Genomic DNA, 17,917 nt, shown 5'->3' on the forward strand with positions numbered 1-17,917 from the left:
CGAGATCCTGGCGAAGGTCCGCCTCATCCAGACCAACATCAAGAAGCTCGTCGCAAACAACTCAAAGTGATGGAAACAGCATCACGAGACACTAGCATCGTGTCTATGTCACCTCGATGGGAACAAAACTCCGATGTTCGCAGGGGTCGTAGTGTCATCCACACCCTCCACGTGCATCTGGTCTTTACCCCCAAGTACCGGCGTCACGTCTTCACCGGTGAGGTCCTGACCCGCTGTGAGGAGGTGATGCGGGAGGTCTGCGCGAAGGCCAATGCGGAGCTGCGCGAGTTCAACGGCGAGACCGATCACGTCCACCTGCTGGTGCACTACCCGCCCCAGGTCAAGCTCTCCGCCCTCGTCGGCTCGCTCAAGGGCGTCTCCGCCCACTACCTGCGCAAGGAGTTCCCCGACCACGTCCACAAGTACCTGTGGGGCGACCACTTCTGGTCCCCCTCCTACTTCGCCGCCTCCTGCGGTGGCGCTCCACTGGCAGCGGTCAAGGAATACATCGAAAACCAGAAGCGGCCCGACTGAGCGCGGCCCTCGCCGCGGGAGCATTCCGGAGCGATGTGGCGGCGCTCCGCGCCGCCCGGCTCAGGATGCAATTCCTCCCGAGCCCTGAAGGGCCGGGGTTCCTTGCAAGAGCACGCTGAACACCGCGCCTGTCGGACCGGGGCTGAGCCGAGCTCCCTCCGGCCGAGGGCCGCGCAACGCCGCTGGTGAGGTTGCGCGGCCACAGAGGTTACGGAGCGGCGCTCAGGCGCTGGGCCGCCTCAGTCGTTGAACCACCCCGGCGCATCGAGCCGGAACGCGCTCGCGGGCGCCATCGCGCGCAGATCGGTCTTAATCGCACGCACCCGGTCGGCACCGAGCACCCGGACCCACTCGGCGTGCAGCCGGTCGAACCCCTCGGCCGATCTGACCAGGACGTCGATGCCCCGTGCAGTCAGCCGGACCAGCTTGCGCCGGCCGTCCCGGAGATCGTCGACGCGCTCCACGTACCCGAGGCCTTCGAGCTTCTCGACGGTCTTTCCGGCGGCCTGCTTGGAAACCCCGAGCCGTCGGCCGATCTCGCCGGCCGTCGCACCGTCACGGCCGACGGCCTGGAGAGGGGGCCCGGTGCATCGCACATGAGCGCACCGGGGTGACCATCGCACGATTCGCTCGTTCCGTTGAACGTGCGCCCACTGCCAGAGGTACCTTCCCCAGCCACCCCGGCCGATGTGGAACAGGCCGGGGCCGCGCTCGTCGAGCACTATCCGCGACTGGTCCGGCTCGGCTATCTCGTACTGCCGGCGTCCCTCGGCTGCCATCGCCGTGTTCTGACGGCGCACGCCCTGGCCCAGCGGGCCGTGCTGTCGGGGCGCCGGGCCGGGTGTGCGGTCGAGGGCGGTGTCCCACCACCGCGCGGGTCCACCGGTGCGGTCGTGGGGGACCCGTCCTACGCGCACGTCCGCGTCAGGGTGCTGCGTGGGGCGCTGGAGGCAGGCCGTCCACTGCGCCGCGCCCGGGTGACCCCCCTCCTCCCGCTGGTGTGGGGGCTGCGGCTGCTCCCGCGTTCCGGCGGATCGGATGAACTCGCCCTGGACCAAGCCCTGTCGGCCCTCTCCGCTCCGGCCCGCGCCGCCTGTGTGCTGCGCGGCCTGGAGCGGCTGCCCGATGCGGAGGTGCGGCGGGCGCTCGCCGCTGCCGGGGTGGCGGACCCGCATGCGGCGCTCGCGGAGGCGGAGGGCGTTTCGGCGCCGTACGCGCTGCTCGGCTCCCCGGAGTTCGACCCCTGTTCGCTCCAGGCCCGCCCACCGGATCTGCTGCGCCGCAGACAGCACACGAAGGCGGCCCTGGCGGCCGTGGCGGCGCTGCTGGTGTGCGGGGCGCTGCTCGGGCTGCCGGACAACGGCTGGGGGCGCGGCGCTTCGTCCGCATCGCCGTACGCCCGTAGTGCCGCCGCCGAACGGGCCCTGGATCCGGGCGCGTTGCACCGGGTGTCGGCGACGTTCTGGCGGCGCTCGCCCCGTACCGACTTCACCTCCTGGCCCACCCGTGGCGACCGCGCCAAAGACACCCGGCTGCTGCGCCGAGCGCTCACCGTATGGGCGCACCCGGACGGCGCGGTACGTGCGTCGGCGACTCCGAGGACGCCTGCGGGGCCTCCGATGGGTGCGCCGCAACTGCTGTACGCGGGAGGGGTGGACCGGGCGACGGTGGTGCTGTTCTACGACGGGCTGCGCATCGTGCGGTACGCGGAGCCGCGTGACGCCGCTCCGTCCGGGGGCGTGGTGCTCGACTTCACGCGGGTCGACGGTGCGGACATGGCCTCGGCGGGCGCCCTGATCGCGGGCCGTACGCGCGGCCGTGTCCGCTACCTCACCGCGCCCTGGGTGCGTACGGTCTCGGTACGGAACCTGCTCGCGCCGGGCAGCGCACCGCGCCCCCTGCACCGCACCCCCGACGGCGTGACCGCGGCGCTGACCAGCCCGGCGACGGCCCGGAGCTGTCGCACCTGGGACGCGATCGAGCTGCGCGACGGCTCGGCGACCCGTCTGATGACGGACCTCGGCGAGCTGACCCCCGCCCGGCTGACATCGGGCCCGCCGTCCGCACCGCACGACGTTTCCGGGCGGGCGGAGCGGGACAGTTGGGCGCGGACCGCCTGCCTGCTGCCCGCGGTCCGTTCGCACGGCGTACGGTCGGTGAACTCCTGGCAGTACGCCGAGCAGTGGCTGCCCGAGGACAACGGCACCGCGCGCTGGCTCTGCACCAGGGCGGAGACCTGGCGCGGCACCGGAAGCCGGGTCCTCGCCCAGTTCCAGGCCCCGTCGGCACCGTCCGTCGCGACAGGCGGCCCGCCCGGGGCGGTCGCGGCCCGGGCCGAGGACTCGCCGGCCTGCGGGATGCGCGATCCGCGGGTGCTGGCCGGGGTGCTGTGGAAGTCGCACGGCGGACGCTGGTACGTACTGGCCGCGGGCAGCAAGCAGTTCGCCTCGCTGACCACGTCGGGCGGGGTGGAGGGGCGGTCCGACAGCCGCCTGCTCGCCGTACCGGCCAGGGCGGGCGACCGGGCGCGGCTGAACGGGACGCTGACGGACGGCAGTCGGGTGGGCGCCCTGCGCTGACATCCGGGCTTGCCCAGCTGTCAGAAATTCGCCGCACGCCTCTGTTCCCTCGCGGAGGACGCCGAGCGGGTGGCGCAGCTCGCAGCGTCCGCCGGGGCGTCGCGCCTGGTCGTTCCGGTGGGACCGACTGCCGCCGCGGAGGCTCTACGCGAGCAGTTCGCCCTGGAGCGCGGCCGCGAGGCCCACCTCCGCGTTGTCCGCCCGGCCCTTTTCGAAGGCGCGCTGGTAGGCGGCGTCGCCGACGGCCGCGCGGGCCAGGCGTTCGCAGGCCTCACGCAGCGGGCCCAGTTCCGGGGTGCCGCGTTGCGGATAGCCGACCATGCGCCAGTACACCTGTCCCGTGCCGTACACCCGGGCAGCGCGGGCACCCGCGCCCTGGGCGGCGATCGCCGCGGCCAGGATGTCCAGGCCGAGCGCGATGCCGAAGCGGTCCCTCAGGCGGTGCTTGCCCGCGAGCATTGAGCGGGCGTGGGCGGCGGAGGCGTCGGCGTCGCCCTGCAGCAGGGCGATCAGGGCGAGTTGGTAGTCGACGTAACTGCGGGTCCAGCACTCGTCCTCGGCTTCGCAGGCCGCGCGCAGGACCATGGCCGCCTCCGCCGCCTCGTCCAGCCGTCCCAGGCTGGTCAGGGCGAAGACGGTGATGAGGTGGCAGCGCAGCCGGTAGGCCGATTCGAGCGGGGTGGCGGCGTCGGTGGTGCGCAGTACCCGGTCGATCCGGCGGAGGCTCGCCTCGGGGTGGCCAGTCATCAGATGGGTGAGGCCGCACAGATAGGCGGCGGCGAGGATGCCTTCGTCGGCCCCGTCGCGGGCCGCCGCCCTGGTGCACTCCCTGCCCAGGCGCCGGGCGGTCGGATAGTCGCCCTGGAGCATGACGGTCATGCCCAGCACCCACAGGGCGCGGGTGCGGTGGGGGCCCTCGGCCGGTCCGGCGTCCAGGGCGCGCCGGGCGTATTCGCGGGTCTGTGGCAGATGGCCGCAGCAGCACCAGAAGAAGCCGATCCGGCCCGCCATCTCCTGGGCGGCCCCGGTGTCATGGGCCAGCAGATGGTCGAGCGCGGCACACAGGTCGGCGTGCGACTCGGCGATGCGGTGGTACCAGATGATCTGTTCGTCGCCGGTCCAGCCCGCGTGGGCGTGGCGGGCCAGGCCGAGGAAGCAGGCGGCGTGCCGGTCGGCGGCGGCCCGTTCCTCGCCGAGCTCGGCGAGCCACATCCGTCCGTACTCGCGGATGGTGTCGAGCATGCGGTGCCGTACGCCGTCCCGTCCGACGACCGACTTGGCGACCAGGCCGTTCAGTGCCTCGGCCACACCGTCCTCGGTGAGCGGCCCCTCGGCGCAGACCTCGCGGGCCGCGGCCTCGTCGAAGTCGCCGCGCAGGACGGTCAGCCGGGCCCAGAGCAGCCGTTCCAGCGGGGTGCACAGCTCGTGGCTCCAGCCGATGGCGGTGCGCAGGGTGCGATGGCGCGGCAGCCGGAGCGATTCGTCGGTCGGTACGTCGAAGCGGGAGCCGATCCGTACGGCGACCTGCTCGACGGTGTCCCGGACGAGCGCTCCCGCCGCGAGTTCGATGGCGAGCGGAATGCCTTCGAGGCGGTGGCAGATCTCGGCGGCGGCCTCGGCGTTACCCGGCGCGTCGAGGGCGAGCCGGGGGGCCACCACGGCTGCCCGGTCCCGGAACAGCGTCAGTGCGTCGGCCGCGCCCTCGACGGGCAGCGGTTCCACCTCGACAAGTTGCTCGCCCTTGATGCCCAGCGGCTGCCGACTGGTGGCGAGCACCGTGAGGCCGGGTGACGTGGTGAGAATCTCGCCGAGCAGATGCGCGCACGCGTGGCGCAGATGCTCGCACGAGTCGAGGACAAGCAGCAGTTCCTTGTCGACGAGCCATTCGCACAGCGCGTCGATGGGCATGCGCAGGGTGTGGTCGCAGAGCCCGACCGCGTCGGAGACGGTCGCGATGAGCAGTCCGTCGTCGTGGAGCGGTGAGAGATCCGCCCACCAGGCGCCGTCGCGGTGTGCGGGCGCCGCGTGCCGGGCCGCGCGGACCGCGAGCCTGGTCTTGCCGACACCGCCGGTGCCGGTGAGTGTGGTCAGCCGGTGCGCGGCGAGGGTGTGTTCGAGCCTGGCAAGTTCCGCTTTCCGTCCGACAAAGCTCGTTGTCTCCTCGGGGATATTGCTCGCCATGGTCACCGTCGCTGAAACAGGTGGACCGGCCGGTCCCGGCCCCTGATTCCCGTACTGCGCAGGCATGGGAGGACGCCTGGAGTACCGGAAAGGGGCCGGGACCGGCCGGGAGGTGGGAGGGCCCTCAGCCTATCCCCGTACGGCTCAGCTCAGGGAAAACACCGCCACCGTGCGCCCCGGAACGGTGAAGCTTCCCGAACTCCTCTCGTACGTCGACTTCTTGACGGTAGGATCCGCGCCCGCAATCTGGACGGGATGCAGGGCGTACTGCCTCCCCGCCAGGCCGGCGATCTTCTGGGTCTCGGTGCCGGGGGTCGCGTTGAGGACGACCACCAGCTTTCCGAGCCTCATGGTGATCACACCCGGTGTCTCGGCCTTCCCGGAGAGCGGGAAGGACAGGGCGGACTGCACCTGCTCGGTGGTGGAGAGGTCGAAGTCCTTCTCCGTGGAGCGGATGGTGAGCAGGTCCTGGTACGCGGCGGACGCGCCGTTGATCTGTGCGCAGCCGGGGCTGAGCGCGGCCCCGGTCAGCAGCGGCCTGGCATAGGGCCACTTGGACTCGTTGTCGGCGGCCGGGGGCAGTCCGCGGCCGAAGCCGTTGCCGTCGCGGCAGTCCCAGTGCAGGGCGTTGAACCAGTCGCCGCTGTCGTACGAGTTGCGGTCCAGGGACTTGGAGCGCAGCAGGTCGGTGCCCGCCTGGGAGAGCGAGGGCCCCTGTGAGAGGGTGGCCGTCGCCATCGCCAGGACCTGCATACGGGCCCGGTCCGCCGCTGATCTGCCCGCCGGGAGCTTGAAGGCGAGCGCGTCGTACAGCGACTCGTTGTCGTGGGCGTCCGCGTAGGCGAGGGCGTCGCCGGGGACCGCGGCGTATCCGGCCGGGGCGCCGTTGTAGTCGACGCCGGAACCCTTGACCGTACGGCCCGAGGAGTCGGTGAAGGTGTAGTCGGCGAGGTTGCCGGTGAGGCCGACCTTGATCAGGTCCTGGTAGTGGAGCAGCCGGGCCTTCTGTTCGGCCTTCGTGCCATTGGCACTCGAGGTGTTGGGGTCGGTGAAGAGGCCGGTGGCGAAGCCCTGCACACCCGGGTCCTCGTCGAAGGGGCTGCCGCCGCGGACGGCGTCGCGGGACCGGTCGGAGAAGGTGGAGATGCCGGTGCCGGCCATGTTCTTCTGAGTGGCCTGGACGAAGCGGGCGTCGTCGGCGATCTCGCCGAAGTTCCAGCCCTCCCCGTACAGGATGATCTTCTTCCCGTCGACGCCGTCCTTGGCCACGGTCAGCGCGTCGAGCGCCTTGCGGACGGCGAGGATGTTGGCCTTGGGGTGGTGGCCCATCAGGTCGAAGCGGAAGCCGTCGACCTTGTACTCCTTGGCCCAGGTGACGACCGAGTCCACGACGAGCTTGCCCATCATGGTGTTCTCGGGTGCGGTGTTGGCGCAGCAGGTGGAGGTGGCGACGGTGCCGTCCTCCAGCAGCCGCTGGTAGTAGCCGGGCACGATCCTGTCGAGCACGGACTTGTCGTCCTGGCCGGAGGCCACGGTGTGGTTGTAGACGACGTCCATGACGGTCCGCAGACCCGCACCGTTCAGCCCCTGCACCATCTGCCGGAACTCGACGGTGCGCCGCGTGCCGTTCGGGTCGGAGGCGTACGAACCCTCCGGGACGGTGTAGTGCAGCGGGTCGTAGCCCCAGTTGAACCCGTCCTGCGCCGCGGCCTTCGCCACGCAGGCCTGCTGCTCCTCGGAGTCGGGGGCGTACACGGACAGTTCGCAGGCCGGCTTCTGCTGGGCAGACTTCTTCTCGGGAATGGTGCCGATGTCGAAGGCGGGCAGCAGATGGACGTAACCGGTACCGGAATTCGCGAGCTGCTCGAGGTGCTTCATCCCGTCGGAGCGGGTGTCGGTGAAGGCGAGGTATTCGCCGGGGTGCTTCGAGGTGCGGTCCGCGATCGAGAAGTCGCGGATGTGCAGCTCCTGGATCCGGGCGTCGCGCAGCGGGACGGGGGCGGGCTTCCTCAGCCCGGACCAGCCCTTCGGCGCGAGGCCCGGGTCATCGAGGTCGACCACGAGGCTGCGCGCGGAGTCCGTGGTCAGGGCGGTGGAGTAGGGGTCCGTGACCTTGTTGGTGACGATCTTCTGGGCGGTGGGTGCCCAGACGTCCACCACATAGCGGTAGGGCTTGCCCGTCCACTTCTTCGTGCCCGTGACGGACCAGATGCCCGTGCGGTCGTCGCGGCGCATCGGGACGCTACGGCCGTCGAGTTCGAGGGCGACGGTACGGGCGGTGGGTGCCCAGACGGACAGCGTGGGGCGGCCGTGGTCGAAGACCGGGCCGAGCGCGGCGGTGGCCGCGTTCTTCCCGTAGAGGTCGTCGAGCACGCCCGCGCTCTGTACGCCGGTGGCGGCGAGCAGCGCACCGTTGGCGGCGCGCTGGGTGGCGATCAGCTGGCCGCGCAGCGCCTCGCGCACCCTGTCCCGGTCGCGGACGTCCACGGTGAACGCCGGATAGTTCTTGAGGTGCGGGTACTTCGTCTTCTGCGCGTCGGTCAGCGCGGACGGTGCGAGCCGCAGCCACTGCCCTTCGTCGGAGAGCGCACCGTCGACGACGGAGATGCCGCCGCCCGGTGCGTGGACGAGCTGCTGGCTGGTGGCTTCGGTCGCCTTCACCTTCCATACGACGGTGTCGGAGTCGATCCACTGCGCCTCGGCCTTGGTGAGGTCGGGGGTGGGCATACCGCCGGTCTGCGGCAGCAGATAGCCGGGCGTGGAGCCGAGCATCCAGACCTCGTGCCCGTAGGTGGCGATGTCGAGCGACTGGTCGCTCGGCAGGTCCTTCTCGTCACCCTTGTGCAGGATGTAGCTGAGCGAGGCGGCACCGTCGGTGAGCGGCACCTCGAAGGTGAGGCCGGAGGCGTCCTTCTTCACCGGCTGGAGCGGCTTGGCCCAGTCGGTGGGGTCCTTGGCTCCGGTCCAGGTGTGCAGTCCCCAGCCGTCGTAGTCGCCGTCGGCCCGGTAGTAGTGCAGTACGGCCTTTGTGGTGTCCTGCGGCGGGTAGGCGCCGTCGGGGGCCTCGTCGGCCTGGCCGTCCTTGCCCTGCTCGATCCAGACCTGTCCTGTCTTCGCGAGTTCGACGGTGCGCTGCGGACCGTCGGCGGTGCCGGACTTCTCCACGGTGTACGGGACGGAGGTGGCGTCCTCATCGAGCTTGATCCAGGCGAAGGCGCCGTAGGCGTCCCGCCCGGTGAAGTCGGCTGTCGTGTCGCCGGACTTGACCTGCCAGCCGTCGTAGTCGCCGTCCGCACGCTTGTAGTGGACGACGGCGTAGTCGCGCTCGACTGCGACGGGCTTCTCGGCAGCGGGTGCGTGGCCTGCGGTGGACGAGGCGAGGGCGCTCGCGGTGCGGCCGGCGCGGTCGACGACAACCGCCTTGTAGCGAAGGGGGGTTCCGGCGGGCACCGTTTCGCCCACGGTCTGGGTGACCTTGTACGGGGCGTGGTCGGCCGAGCCGAGGGTGACCCACTTGCCGTTGCCCGTCTGGGCTGCGAAGACGACCCGGTTGAGCCCGCCGCCATCGGTGTCGGCGGTGATCTCCACGGTGCCGGTGGCTCCGGCGGCGGGCGCCTTCAGGGTGATCGAGGGCTTGGCGGCCGGGGCGGCCAGGGGCTTCTCGGCGCGCAGCACCACGCTGGAGAGGGCCGGCACGGTGACGGTGATCTTCTTGTCGGCGCCGCTACGGGGCGCGGCCGAACCACCCTGGATCGTACGGAAGTTCATTCCCGCCGAGGCCGTCGCGAGCTCGGCCGTCCTGGCCTCGCTGCCGTTGTTCGTGGCTACGACGTACTCGTACCCCTGCTCCGGGTCCGTACGGGAGAAGGCGTACACGGACCCTTGCGCGTAGCGCTCGGTCTGGACGCCATTGCGCAGCGCCGGGTTCTTCCTGGTCAGCTCGGAGAGCGCGGCGATGCTCCGGTAGAGCGGGTGCTTCGTGTCGTACGCGTCAAAGGCGTGGGTGCGGTCGGTGCCCAGCTCGTCGTCGTCGAGGTAGTCGGCGGTCTTCGACGCGAACATGGTCTGGCGGGCGTCCTTGTCGCCGCCCGCGCCGGTGAAGCCCTGCTCGTCGCCGTAGTAGACGACGGGGTTGCCGCGGCTGAGGAACATCAGCTCGTTGGCGAGCTGGGCGCGCTTGACGAGTTCCGCGTCATCGGCCTTCGGGTTGTCCTGCTTGAGGAACGAGCCGATGCGGCCCATGTCGTGGTTGCCGAGGAAGGTGACCTGCTCGTAGGCATTGGCCTTGTCGGTGGTGTACCGGTAGTCGTCGCCGAAGACGGCGGCGAGTTTCGAGGCCGGGGCGCCCTGCGAGGCGTACTGGCGGGCCGCTTCCTGGAACGGGAAGTCGAGCGTCGCGTCGAGCCGGCCCCGGGTGACGTAGGGCGAGGTGATCGCGGTGTCGGCGGAGTAGACCTCGCCGAACATGAAGAAGTCCTTGCGCCCCTGCTTGGCGGCGTAGGCGTCCAGCGCCGTCGCCCACTGGGTCCAGAAGTCCAGGTCGACGTGTTTGACGGTGTCGATCCGGAAGCCGTCGATATCGAAGTCCCGGACCCACTTCTCGTAGATCTTCTCCATGCCGGAGACGACCTCGGGCCGCTCGGTCCACAGGTCGTCGAGCCCGGAGAAGTCGCCGTACGTGGTGGACTCACCGGCGTAGGTCGAATCGCCGCGGTTGTGGTACATCGTCGGGTCGTTGAGCCAGGCCGGGACCTTGCTCCCCGTGTTCTTCGGTGTGTACGGGAACGAGTCCGCGTCCACCTTCGCCAGGCCCTTGCTGTCGTCGAACGGGCGGCCGTCCTTGTCGAGGTACGGGTAGGCGCCCTTCGGCCGGTAGCCGTAGGTCTTCTCGGCGTAGTCGACGGTGTCCGCGGTGTGGTTGGTGATGACGTCGAAGAAGACCTTCATGCCCTTGCCGTGGGCCTTGTCGATCAGTTTCGACAGGTCGGCGTTGGTGCCGAAGTGTGGGTCGACCTGGGTGAAGTCGGTGATCCAGTAGCCGTGGTAGCCGGCCGAAGCGTCCTTCCCCGTGCCCTGGACGGGGCGGTTCTTGAAGATGGGGGCGAGCCAGATGGCGGTGGTGCCGAGGCCCTTGATGTAGTCGAGCCGCTCGGTCAGGCCCTTGAGGTCGCCGCCCTGGTAGAAGCCCTTGTCCGTGGGGTCGTAGCCGGTCTCCAGGCGTGATCCGGTGAGCCCGCCGCGGTCGTTGGAGGTGTCGCCGTCGGCGAACCGGTCGGGCATGACGAAGTAGAACTGCTCACGCGTCAGATCGTGACGGGCGGGCTCGGCGGCCAGCCGGGCGTCCGAGGGCGGTCCCGGAGGTGGCGGCGCGGCGGACGCGGATGCCGCCGGTACGACGGGCATGAGCGCCACACAGAGTGCGGCGACGACTCCCCGTCTGAGGGTGGAACGGGACACGGGCGGGGTCTCCTTGTGTGCGGGTGGGGTTCTCGGGGTGGGCGGACTGGTTGGATGGCGGGGTGGGTCGGGGCCCCACCACGCGTCTGATCAAAAGACGCGGACTCGCCCGCCACCGCGGGCAAGCCGTCCGTCCTGTTACTGCGTCGTCCTGCGGGGAATCACCCTGGTAGCCCCCCGCCCCTGGGCGCCCGGCGGCCTGCGTGCCGGGCGCCCACGTCTTGTCGGCCGGTGCGCCGGGGGACGTATCGGGGCGGCCCCCGCAGGGTGACGCAGTAGGTTCACTCACCGTGTCGGACGAGACCGCGTCGCCCGGAAAGAGGCCCCGGTGCGGCACCGGCTCCCGGTCGGCGGCCGCACCGGGGTGACGTGGTCAGCTCCGCCAGACGTCGCTGGTCAGCATGGCTTTGCCGGAGGGCGGAACCTTTGCGGTGCGGTTCGCTCCGCTCTCCCAGGTGACGTTGCCGCTCGCGTCCTTGCGGAGGTACTTGTACTCGAACGACGTACCGGCAGGCATGTTCACATCGAGCTTCCAGACCGGGTACGTGGCCGGGGCGAGCTTCAGCGCACTGCCGGTGTTCCAGCTGCCGAGGGCGGCCTGATTTCCGGTGACGTAGATGTTCTGGCCCGGCTGTGTGGTGGCGTTGACGCCGAACGAGGCGCCGGAGGTGCTGGTACCCGGGTCCGTGGCGCCGCCGCCCCCGCAGGTACGGGCGTTCACCTGGAGCGCGAGGGCCGTGTTGGCGCCGAGCGTCGCGGTGAACTGGCCGGAGCCGTTGACCGTGACGCCGTTGCCGGACTGGATGTCGCAGTAGTCACCGGCGGGCAGCGACGTCTGGAACGTACGGGTCAGTGAGGAGCCCTCGTGGTTGATCGCGACATACGCCTTGGATCCGCGGCCGAACGCGATCCGGTCGCCGCCGTTGTCCCACCAGTCGGTGACCAACTCGCCGCGTGCGGTGTTGCGGAAGCCGACCATGGAGGAGATCTCGCGCCAGGCGTGCTGGCACTTCCAGCCGTCGCTGTAACAGGCGTTCACCGTGCCGCCGCTCGGCGGACCGGCGTCCTTGTCGGTCCACTCGTAGCCGGAGTGGACGTCGGGCGAGCCGTACGGCCAGGCCAGCATGAAGACACTGGCGAGCGTGTAGTTCGCGCCGTCCTTGTAGTTGAGTGTGTCGCCGCCGCGCTCGGTGTCGTGGTTGTCGACGAAGACCGCGGCCTTCGACGACGGCATGAAGCCCCAGCCGTCGCCGAAGTTCTTCAGGTGGGCGAGGTTCTCGTTGTTGAAGACCTGCTTGAGGCCGCGGGCGTAGCGGAACTCCTGGACGTCCCCCGTGCCGGTGTACTCGTCGGGCGAGACGGCCTCGCCCGCCCCGTGGATCGCCTCCTGCTTCCAGTAGACGTTGGGGTTGCCCAGCCGCGACTTGATGCCCGCGAGGTCGGCCGCGGGCATGTGCTTGGCGGCGTCGATGCGGAAACCGTCGACGCCGAGGGAGAGCAGGTCGTCGAGGTATGCGGCGATCCTGCCGCGGACGTAGTCCTCACCGGTGTCCAGGTCGGCGAGGCCGACGAGTTCGCAGTTCTGGACGTTGGCCCGGTCCTGGTAGTTGCTGATCTGCGCGGTGCAGTCGTCCATGTCGGCCGCGGAGTACACGCCGGGGTAGCTGTACTTGGTGTACGAGGAGCCGCCGGTGCCGGTGCCCGATCCTGCCGACATGTGGTTGATGACGGAGTCGGCGACGACCTTGACGCCCGCGCTGTGGCAGGTGCTGACCATGTTGGCGAAGGAGGCGCGGTCGCCGAGCCGTCCGGCGATCTTGTAGCTGACCGGCTGGTACGAGGTCCACCACTGGCCGCCCTGGATGTGTTCCTGGGGCGGCGAGACCTGTACGTAGCCGTAGCCGGCCGGGCCGAGGGAGTCCCTGCAAGCCTTGGCAACGGAGTCGAACTTCCACTCGAAGAGAACGGCGGTGACGTCCTTGTTGCCCGGGGTGGAGGCCTGGGCGGTCGTGGTGGGGGCCACGAGGGCGGCCGCGCCTGCTATCAGGGCGAGCGCCGCAGACAGTGACCTGCGTGCCATGTTTCCTCCTGCTGTGGGGGGAAATGCGGGTGACGGTGCAGCCTCACGTGGCAACGCGCCCTGCCTTCAAGGCTCCTGAAGGTTCTTGCTGCAAGAATGCAAACCTTGCCGCGCTGGAGACCGTACGAGTCCGTCCGGCCTCGGTCAACCCTTTGGACACCGCCCGCTCACATCCACGAAATCCAGCAGTTTTCTTCCTGCAAGGTCTTACGCAAAACATTGCAACGCTGTTAAGTTTCTCCCGACTCCGGTCCGGTCGGCCGGGGGTTCCGGTGACCCCGGACCCCACGCGCCCGGCCGGCCGGGCCCGTCACGGACAAGAGAGGCACCCGGAGTCACTCACTCCCCGCCGGCCCATTCAGGGCCGACTCCTGGTGCCTCTCCTGTACGCCCCGACACCTTCGGGCCTGGCCTCAGACGCCGCGGACCGCGCTGGTGGACCCCCGTACCACCAGCTCCGGCTGGAACACATACTCCGTACGCTGCACGGGGCTGCCGCCGATCTCCTCCAGCAGAGCGCCCACCGCGGCCGCCGCCATCGCCTGTACGGGCTGACGCACCGTCGTCAGCGGCGGATCGGTGAACGCGATCAGCTGCGAGTCGTCGAAACCCACCACCGACACATCGCGCGGCACGTCGAGCCCGCGCTGCCGGGCCGCGCGCACCACGCCCAGCGCCATCAGGTCGCTGCCGCAGACGATGCCCGTGCACCCCTGGTCGAGCAGTGCACCGGCCGCGACCTGGCCGCCCTCGACGCCGAACAGTGCGGAGGCGACGAGGAGTTCGGCCCCGGCGCGGTCCAGACCCAGCAGGTTCACGGCGGCCTCGATGTAGCCCTCCCGCTTGCGGCGGGAGGGCACATAGCGCTGCGGCCCGACGGCCAGGCCGACCCTGCGGTGGCCGAGATCGGCGAGGTGCCCGACGGCCATCCGTACGGCGGCACAGTCGTCGGGTGAGACGAACGGGGCGCTGATCCGTTCGTTGTATCCGTTGATCAGGACGAAAGGTACGCCGCGCTCGGTGAGCGCGGCGTACCTGGCCGGGTCGGCCGACAGGTCGGCGTGCAGTCCGGAGAGGAAGACGATGCCACCGACGCTGCGGTCGACGAGTTGCTCGACGAGCTCGTCCTCGGTGGCGCCGCCGGGTGTCTGGGTGCAGAGCACCGGGGTGTAGCCGTGCCCGGCCAGTATCTGTTCGACGGACTGCGCGAACGCCGGGAAGATCGGGTTGGTGAGCTCGGGCGTCACGAGTCCGATCAGCCCGGCGCTGCGCCGGCGCAGCCGTACGGGGCGTTCGTAGCCCAGGATGTCCAGCGCCGCGAGCACCCGCTGACGCGTGGTGTCCGCGACGCCCGGTTTCCCGTTGAGCACCCGGCTGACGGTCGCCTCGCTGACCGCTGCCTGGCCGGCGATGTCCGAGAGCGTCGGCGCACCACCGGCCCTGGGCGCAGGGACGGTCACACCGTCCACCACACCGTGGTGTCCGCGGGCAGCTCGATCTCGGCGCCGTCGGCGGCGACCGGGGTGCTGGACAGCAGGACGGTGCCGCGTACGGGGATGCGCACCGGGCGGCCTGTCGTGTTGACGGTGCAGACGAAGCCGGGGCGGGCGAAGATCAGCAGCCCCTCGGGGGCCTGGAGCCACTCCACCGAGGTGCCGGCGCCGAGCCCCGGGTGCACCCGGCGGGCGGCGATCGCGGCCCGGTACAGCTCCAGCGTGGAGGTGGCATCGCCGGTCTGCGCCTCGACGCTCAGCCCGCCCCAGCTGTCGGGCTGGGGCAGCCAGCTGCCGCCGCTGCCGAAGCCGTACGAGCTGCCGTCGCGGGTCCACGGGATCGGCACCCGGCAGCCGTCGCGGAAGCCGTCCTGGCCCTCCGCGCGGAAGAACGACGGGTCCTGGCGGACCTCGTCGGGCAGATCGGTGACGTCGGGCAGGCCGAGCTCCTCGCCCTGGTACACGTACGCGGAGCCGGGCAGCGCCAGCATCAGCAGGGTGGCGGCACGGGCCCGGCGCAGGCCCAGCTCGCGGTCGCCGGCGTTACGGATCTGGGTGCCGAGGCCGGGCGGGTTGGCGAACCGGGTGGCGTGCCGCGTGACGTCGTGGTTGGAGAGCACCCAGGTGGTGGGGGCGCCGACCGGGCGCATCGCGTCCAGCGAAGTGTCGATGACCTTGCGGAGCTCGGCGGCGTCCCAGGCGGTGGACAGGTACTGGAAGTTGAACGCCTGGTGCATCTCGTCGTGGCGCACATAGTTGGCGGTGCGCTCGACGGTGGGGGTCCAGGCCTCGGCGACGGCGATGCGCTCGCCGGGGTACTCGTCGAGGATGATGCGCCAGGAGCGGTAGATCTCGTGGACCCCGTCCTGGTCGAAGAACGGCATGACGTCGTTGCCGAGCAGCTTGAGCTGGTCGTGGGTGCCGAGGTCGGGCAGGCCCTCGGCCTTGACGAGGCCGTGGGCGACGTCGACCCGGAAGCCGTCTACGCCCATGTCGAGCCAGAAGCGCAGGATCGAGCGGAACTCGTCGGCGACGGCCGGGTGTTCCCAGTTGAAGTCGGGCTGCTCGGGCGCGAAGAGGTGGAGGTACCAGTCGCCCGGGTTACCGTCCGGGTCGGTGGTCCTGGTCCAGGCGGGGCCGCCGAAGATGGACTCCCAGTCGTTGGGCGGGAGTTCGCCGTCCGTGCCCTTGCCGGGGCGGAAGTGGTAGCGCTCGCGCAGCGCGGAGCCGGGGCCCTCGGCGAGGGCGCGCTTGAACCACTCGTGCTGGTCGGAGGAGTGATTGGGCACCAGGTCGACGATGATCCGCAGGCCCAGGTCGTGGGCGTCCCGGATCAGCGCGTCGGCGTCCAGCAGGGTGCCGAACATCGGGTCGATGGCGCGGTAGTCGGAGACGTCGTAGCCCGCGTCGGCCTGCGGCGACGCGTAGAACGGGCTGAGCCAGACCGCGTCGACGCCGAGGGCCTTGAGGTACGGAAGTCTGTCCCGTACGCCTGCGAGATCGCCCATGCCGTCGCCGTTGCCGTCGGCGAAGCTCCGCGGATAGACCTGGTAGATCACCGCGTCCTGCCACCAGCCGGTCTGGTGGCCCGGAGCGTCGTCGGACGTGCCGGTGGAGGGGGCAGCGAGGTGCTGGGTCATGTCGTCCCTGGGGTGTCTGGGTGGGAAGCGCCGCCGGGACCGGGTCGGGACACCGGCGACGCCGTGACTTGGTGCGTGCGGGTCGTACGGGGCGTGCTGCGTCAGCCCTTGACGGCTCCGGCGGACATGCCGGTGACCAGATGGCGCTGGGCGAAGAGGAAGACCAGGGCCGCGGGTATCGCGATCAGCACGGACGCGGCGGTCATCGCTCCCCACTGGGCTCCGTACTGGTTGACGAAGAGCTGCAGTCCGCCCGCGAGGGTGAGGTTGTCCTCGCCGACCATGAAGGCGGAGGCGTACGCCACTTCGCCCCACGCGGTGATGAAGGAGTAGAACGCGGTGACGGCGAGGCCGGGCTTGGCGAGCGGCAGGATGAGCCGCCAGAACGTGCCGAACGGGGTGAGGCCGTCGACCTGCCCCGACTCGTCGATCTCGCGCGGGATGGTGTCGAAGAAACCCTTCATCATCCAGGCACAGAACGGCACCGAGATGGTGAGGTAGGTGATGACGAGGCCGGCGGGCTGATTCAGCAGCCCCATGCTCGACATGATGTTGTAGATCGGCACGATGAGGACGGCGACCGGGAACATCTGGGTGATCAGCAGCGTCCACATCAGCCCGCGCTTGCCGGGGAAGCGGAAGCGGCTGACGGCGTAGCCGGTGGAGGCGGAGACGATGACGCCGAGCAGCGTGGTGAGCCCGGCGATGAGCAGGGAGTTGCCGAACCAGGTCAGGAACTTCGTGTCCTGGATCAGCTTCGTGTAGTTCTCGAACGTCGTCTCTTTGAAGAAGTCCGTGGTGGTCGCGTACGCGGCGGGCTTCAGCGAGGTGAGCAGGACCCACAGCACGGGGAAGACGGCGATCACGGACGCGACGATGAGCGTGAGATGCAGTCCGGCGGAGGCGATCGGCGAACGCTCGCCGCGCAGCCGGACCTTGCGCGCGGAGTGCCGTGCGGAGGTCGCCGGGGCGGTGGTTGCGGGGGCGGTGGTCACCAGTCGTCTCCCTGGGTGCGCAGGACTCGCCGGTAGACAGCGGCGAAGATCAGCAGGAGTACGAGGATCAGTACGCCCCACGTGGAGGACTGCGCGAAGTCGCGCGGGCTGATCTCGAAGGAGAACTTGTACGCCTGGGTGACCAGGATCTGGGTGGCTTCGCCGGGTCCGCCGCGGGTCAGCAGGTAGATCACCGGGAACATGTTGAAGGTCCAGATGGTGGAGAGCAGGATCACCGTGGTGGAGACCGGTCGCAGTCCGGGCAGCGTGATGTGGCGGAACCGCTGCCAGGCGGTGGCGCCGTCCATCTCCGCGGCCTCGTACTGCTCGCTGGGGATCGACTGCAGCCCGCCGAGCAGGGCGACCATCATGAACGGCACGCCGAGCCAGACGTTGACGGCGATGACGGAGAACTTCGCCCAGGTGGGGTCGTTCAGCCACGGGATGCCGTCGATTCCGCCGCCGGAGAGGATCTTGTTGAGCAGCCCGCGGTCCTCGTTGTAGAGGAAGCGCCAGGCGAAGACGGAGACGAAACCGGGGATGGCCCAGGGCAGGATGAGCGCCATCCGGTACGCGGAGCGTCCGGCGATCCTGCGGTTGAGGATGTTGGCGAGGGCCATGCCGAGGGAGAAGGTGATGGCCACACAGGAGACCGTCCACACCAGGGTCCACCCGAGCGTGCCGAGGAACTGATCGCCCGTGATCGCCTCGGTGTAGTTGTCCAGGCCCACGAACTTGTACGTGGCGGGCGAGTGGTTGACACCGATGGACCGCTCGACGTTGCGCTCATTGGCATCGGTCATCGACAGGTAGATACCGCGGACCAGCGGATAGCCGATGATCACGCCGATCACGACGACGACCGGGGCGACCATGGTCCAGGCATACCAGTGGGTCGACAGAGCCCGCCGGAGCCTGCTCGGCGGCGGGGGGGTGCCAGTACCGCGGCCCCGGCCGC

General features: G+C 70.2%; 9 protein-coding genes and 1 pseudogene. 2 read left to right on the forward strand and 8 right to left on the reverse strand.

Translation table 11 applies throughout. From position 1 onward, the window contains the following. Positions 1-105 precede the first annotated feature (105 nt). On the forward strand, positions 106-534 hold the full coding sequence (tnpA, locus tag ABTZ94_RS28005; RefSeq protein ID WP_351204669.1) for an IS200/IS605 family transposase: 429 nt from the start codon (positions 106-108) through the stop codon (positions 532-534). Positions 535-773: 239 nt separating this feature from the next. Here tnpA and ABTZ94_RS28010 read toward each other — a convergent pair. Next, positions 774-1,118: pseudogene (locus ABTZ94_RS28010) on the reverse strand (MarR family winged helix-turn-helix transcriptional regulator); the annotation flags it as partial. Between the two features lie 60 nt (positions 1,119-1,178). Here ABTZ94_RS28010 and ABTZ94_RS28015 point away from each other — a divergent pair. Beyond that, on the forward strand, positions 1,179-3,113 hold the full coding sequence (locus ABTZ94_RS28015; protein ID WP_502967318.1) for a hypothetical protein: 1,935 nt from the start codon (positions 1,179-1,181) through the stop codon (positions 3,111-3,113). A 144-nt stretch (positions 3,114-3,257) separates the two neighbouring features. On the opposite strand, the gene ABTZ94_RS28020 is transcribed toward ABTZ94_RS28015, so the two are convergent. The 7 genes from ABTZ94_RS28020 to ABTZ94_RS28050 form a co-directional block, all read right to left on the reverse strand. After that, positions 3,258-5,294 carry an ATP-binding protein gene (locus ABTZ94_RS28020; RefSeq protein ID WP_351204657.1) on the reverse strand — a complete coding sequence of 679 codons (2,037 nt, stop codon included), beginning with the start codon at positions 5,292-5,294 and terminating at the stop codon, positions 3,258-3,260. A 144-nt stretch (positions 5,295-5,438) separates the two neighbouring features. After that, positions 5,439-10,697, reverse strand: coding sequence for a pullulanase-type alpha-1,6-glucosidase (pulA, locus tag ABTZ94_RS28025; RefSeq protein ID WP_351204671.1), 5,259 nt, complete (start codon positions 10,695-10,697; stop codon positions 5,439-5,441). Between the two features lie 427 nt (positions 10,698-11,124). Next, complete coding sequence (locus ABTZ94_RS28030) at positions 11,125-12,831, reverse strand: carbohydrate-binding module family 20 domain-containing protein (protein WP_351204659.1); 1,707 nt, start codon at positions 12,829-12,831, stop codon at positions 11,125-11,127. A gap of 413 nt (positions 12,832-13,244) precedes the next feature. Next, entirely contained in the window at positions 13,245-14,303 is a 1,059-nt protein-coding gene (locus tag ABTZ94_RS28035) for a LacI family DNA-binding transcriptional regulator (RefSeq protein WP_351204661.1), read from the reverse strand. Further along, positions 14,288-15,964 carry a glycoside hydrolase family 13 protein gene (locus ABTZ94_RS28040; protein ID WP_351204663.1) on the reverse strand — a complete coding sequence of 559 codons (1,677 nt, stop codon included), beginning with the start codon at positions 15,962-15,964 and terminating at the stop codon, positions 14,288-14,290. Before ABTZ94_RS28040 ends, ABTZ94_RS28035 begins: the two co-directional genes overlap by 16 nt. 101 nt (positions 15,965-16,065) lie before the next feature. Continuing rightward, positions 16,066-16,959, reverse strand: coding sequence for a sugar ABC transporter permease (locus tag ABTZ94_RS28045; RefSeq protein ID WP_351204665.1), 894 nt, complete (start codon positions 16,957-16,959; stop codon positions 16,066-16,068). Beyond that, the coding region (locus ABTZ94_RS28050) for a carbohydrate ABC transporter permease (protein WP_351204667.1) at positions 16,956-17,917 on the reverse strand (962 nt) is incomplete at its 5' end. The genes ABTZ94_RS28050 and ABTZ94_RS28045, both read right to left, overlap by 4 nt.

Source organism: Streptomyces sp. NPDC002785, from assembly GCF_040295565.1.
GTDB lineage: Bacteria > Actinomycetota > Actinomycetes > Streptomycetales > Streptomycetaceae > Streptomyces.

Coding starts and splice junctions, on each gene's coding strand:
- ABTZ94_RS28030 (WP_351204659.1), bottom strand. CDS start 12,831: ATGGCACGCAGGTCACTGTCTGCGGCGCTCGCCCTGATAGCAGGCGCG.
- ABTZ94_RS28040 (WP_351204663.1), bottom strand. CDS start 15,964: ATGACCCAGCACCTCGCTGCCCCCTCCACCGGCACGTCCGACGACGCT.
- tnpA (WP_351204669.1), top strand. CDS start 106: ATGTCACCTCGATGGGAACAAAACTCCGATGTTCGCAGGGGTCGTAGT.
- ABTZ94_RS28020 (WP_351204657.1), bottom strand. CDS start 5,294: ATGGCGAGCAATATCCCCGAGGAGACAACGAGCTTTGTCGGACGGAAA.
- pulA (WP_351204671.1), bottom strand. CDS start 10,697: ATGCCCGTCGTACCGGCGGCATCCGCGTCCGCCGCGCCGCCACCTCCG.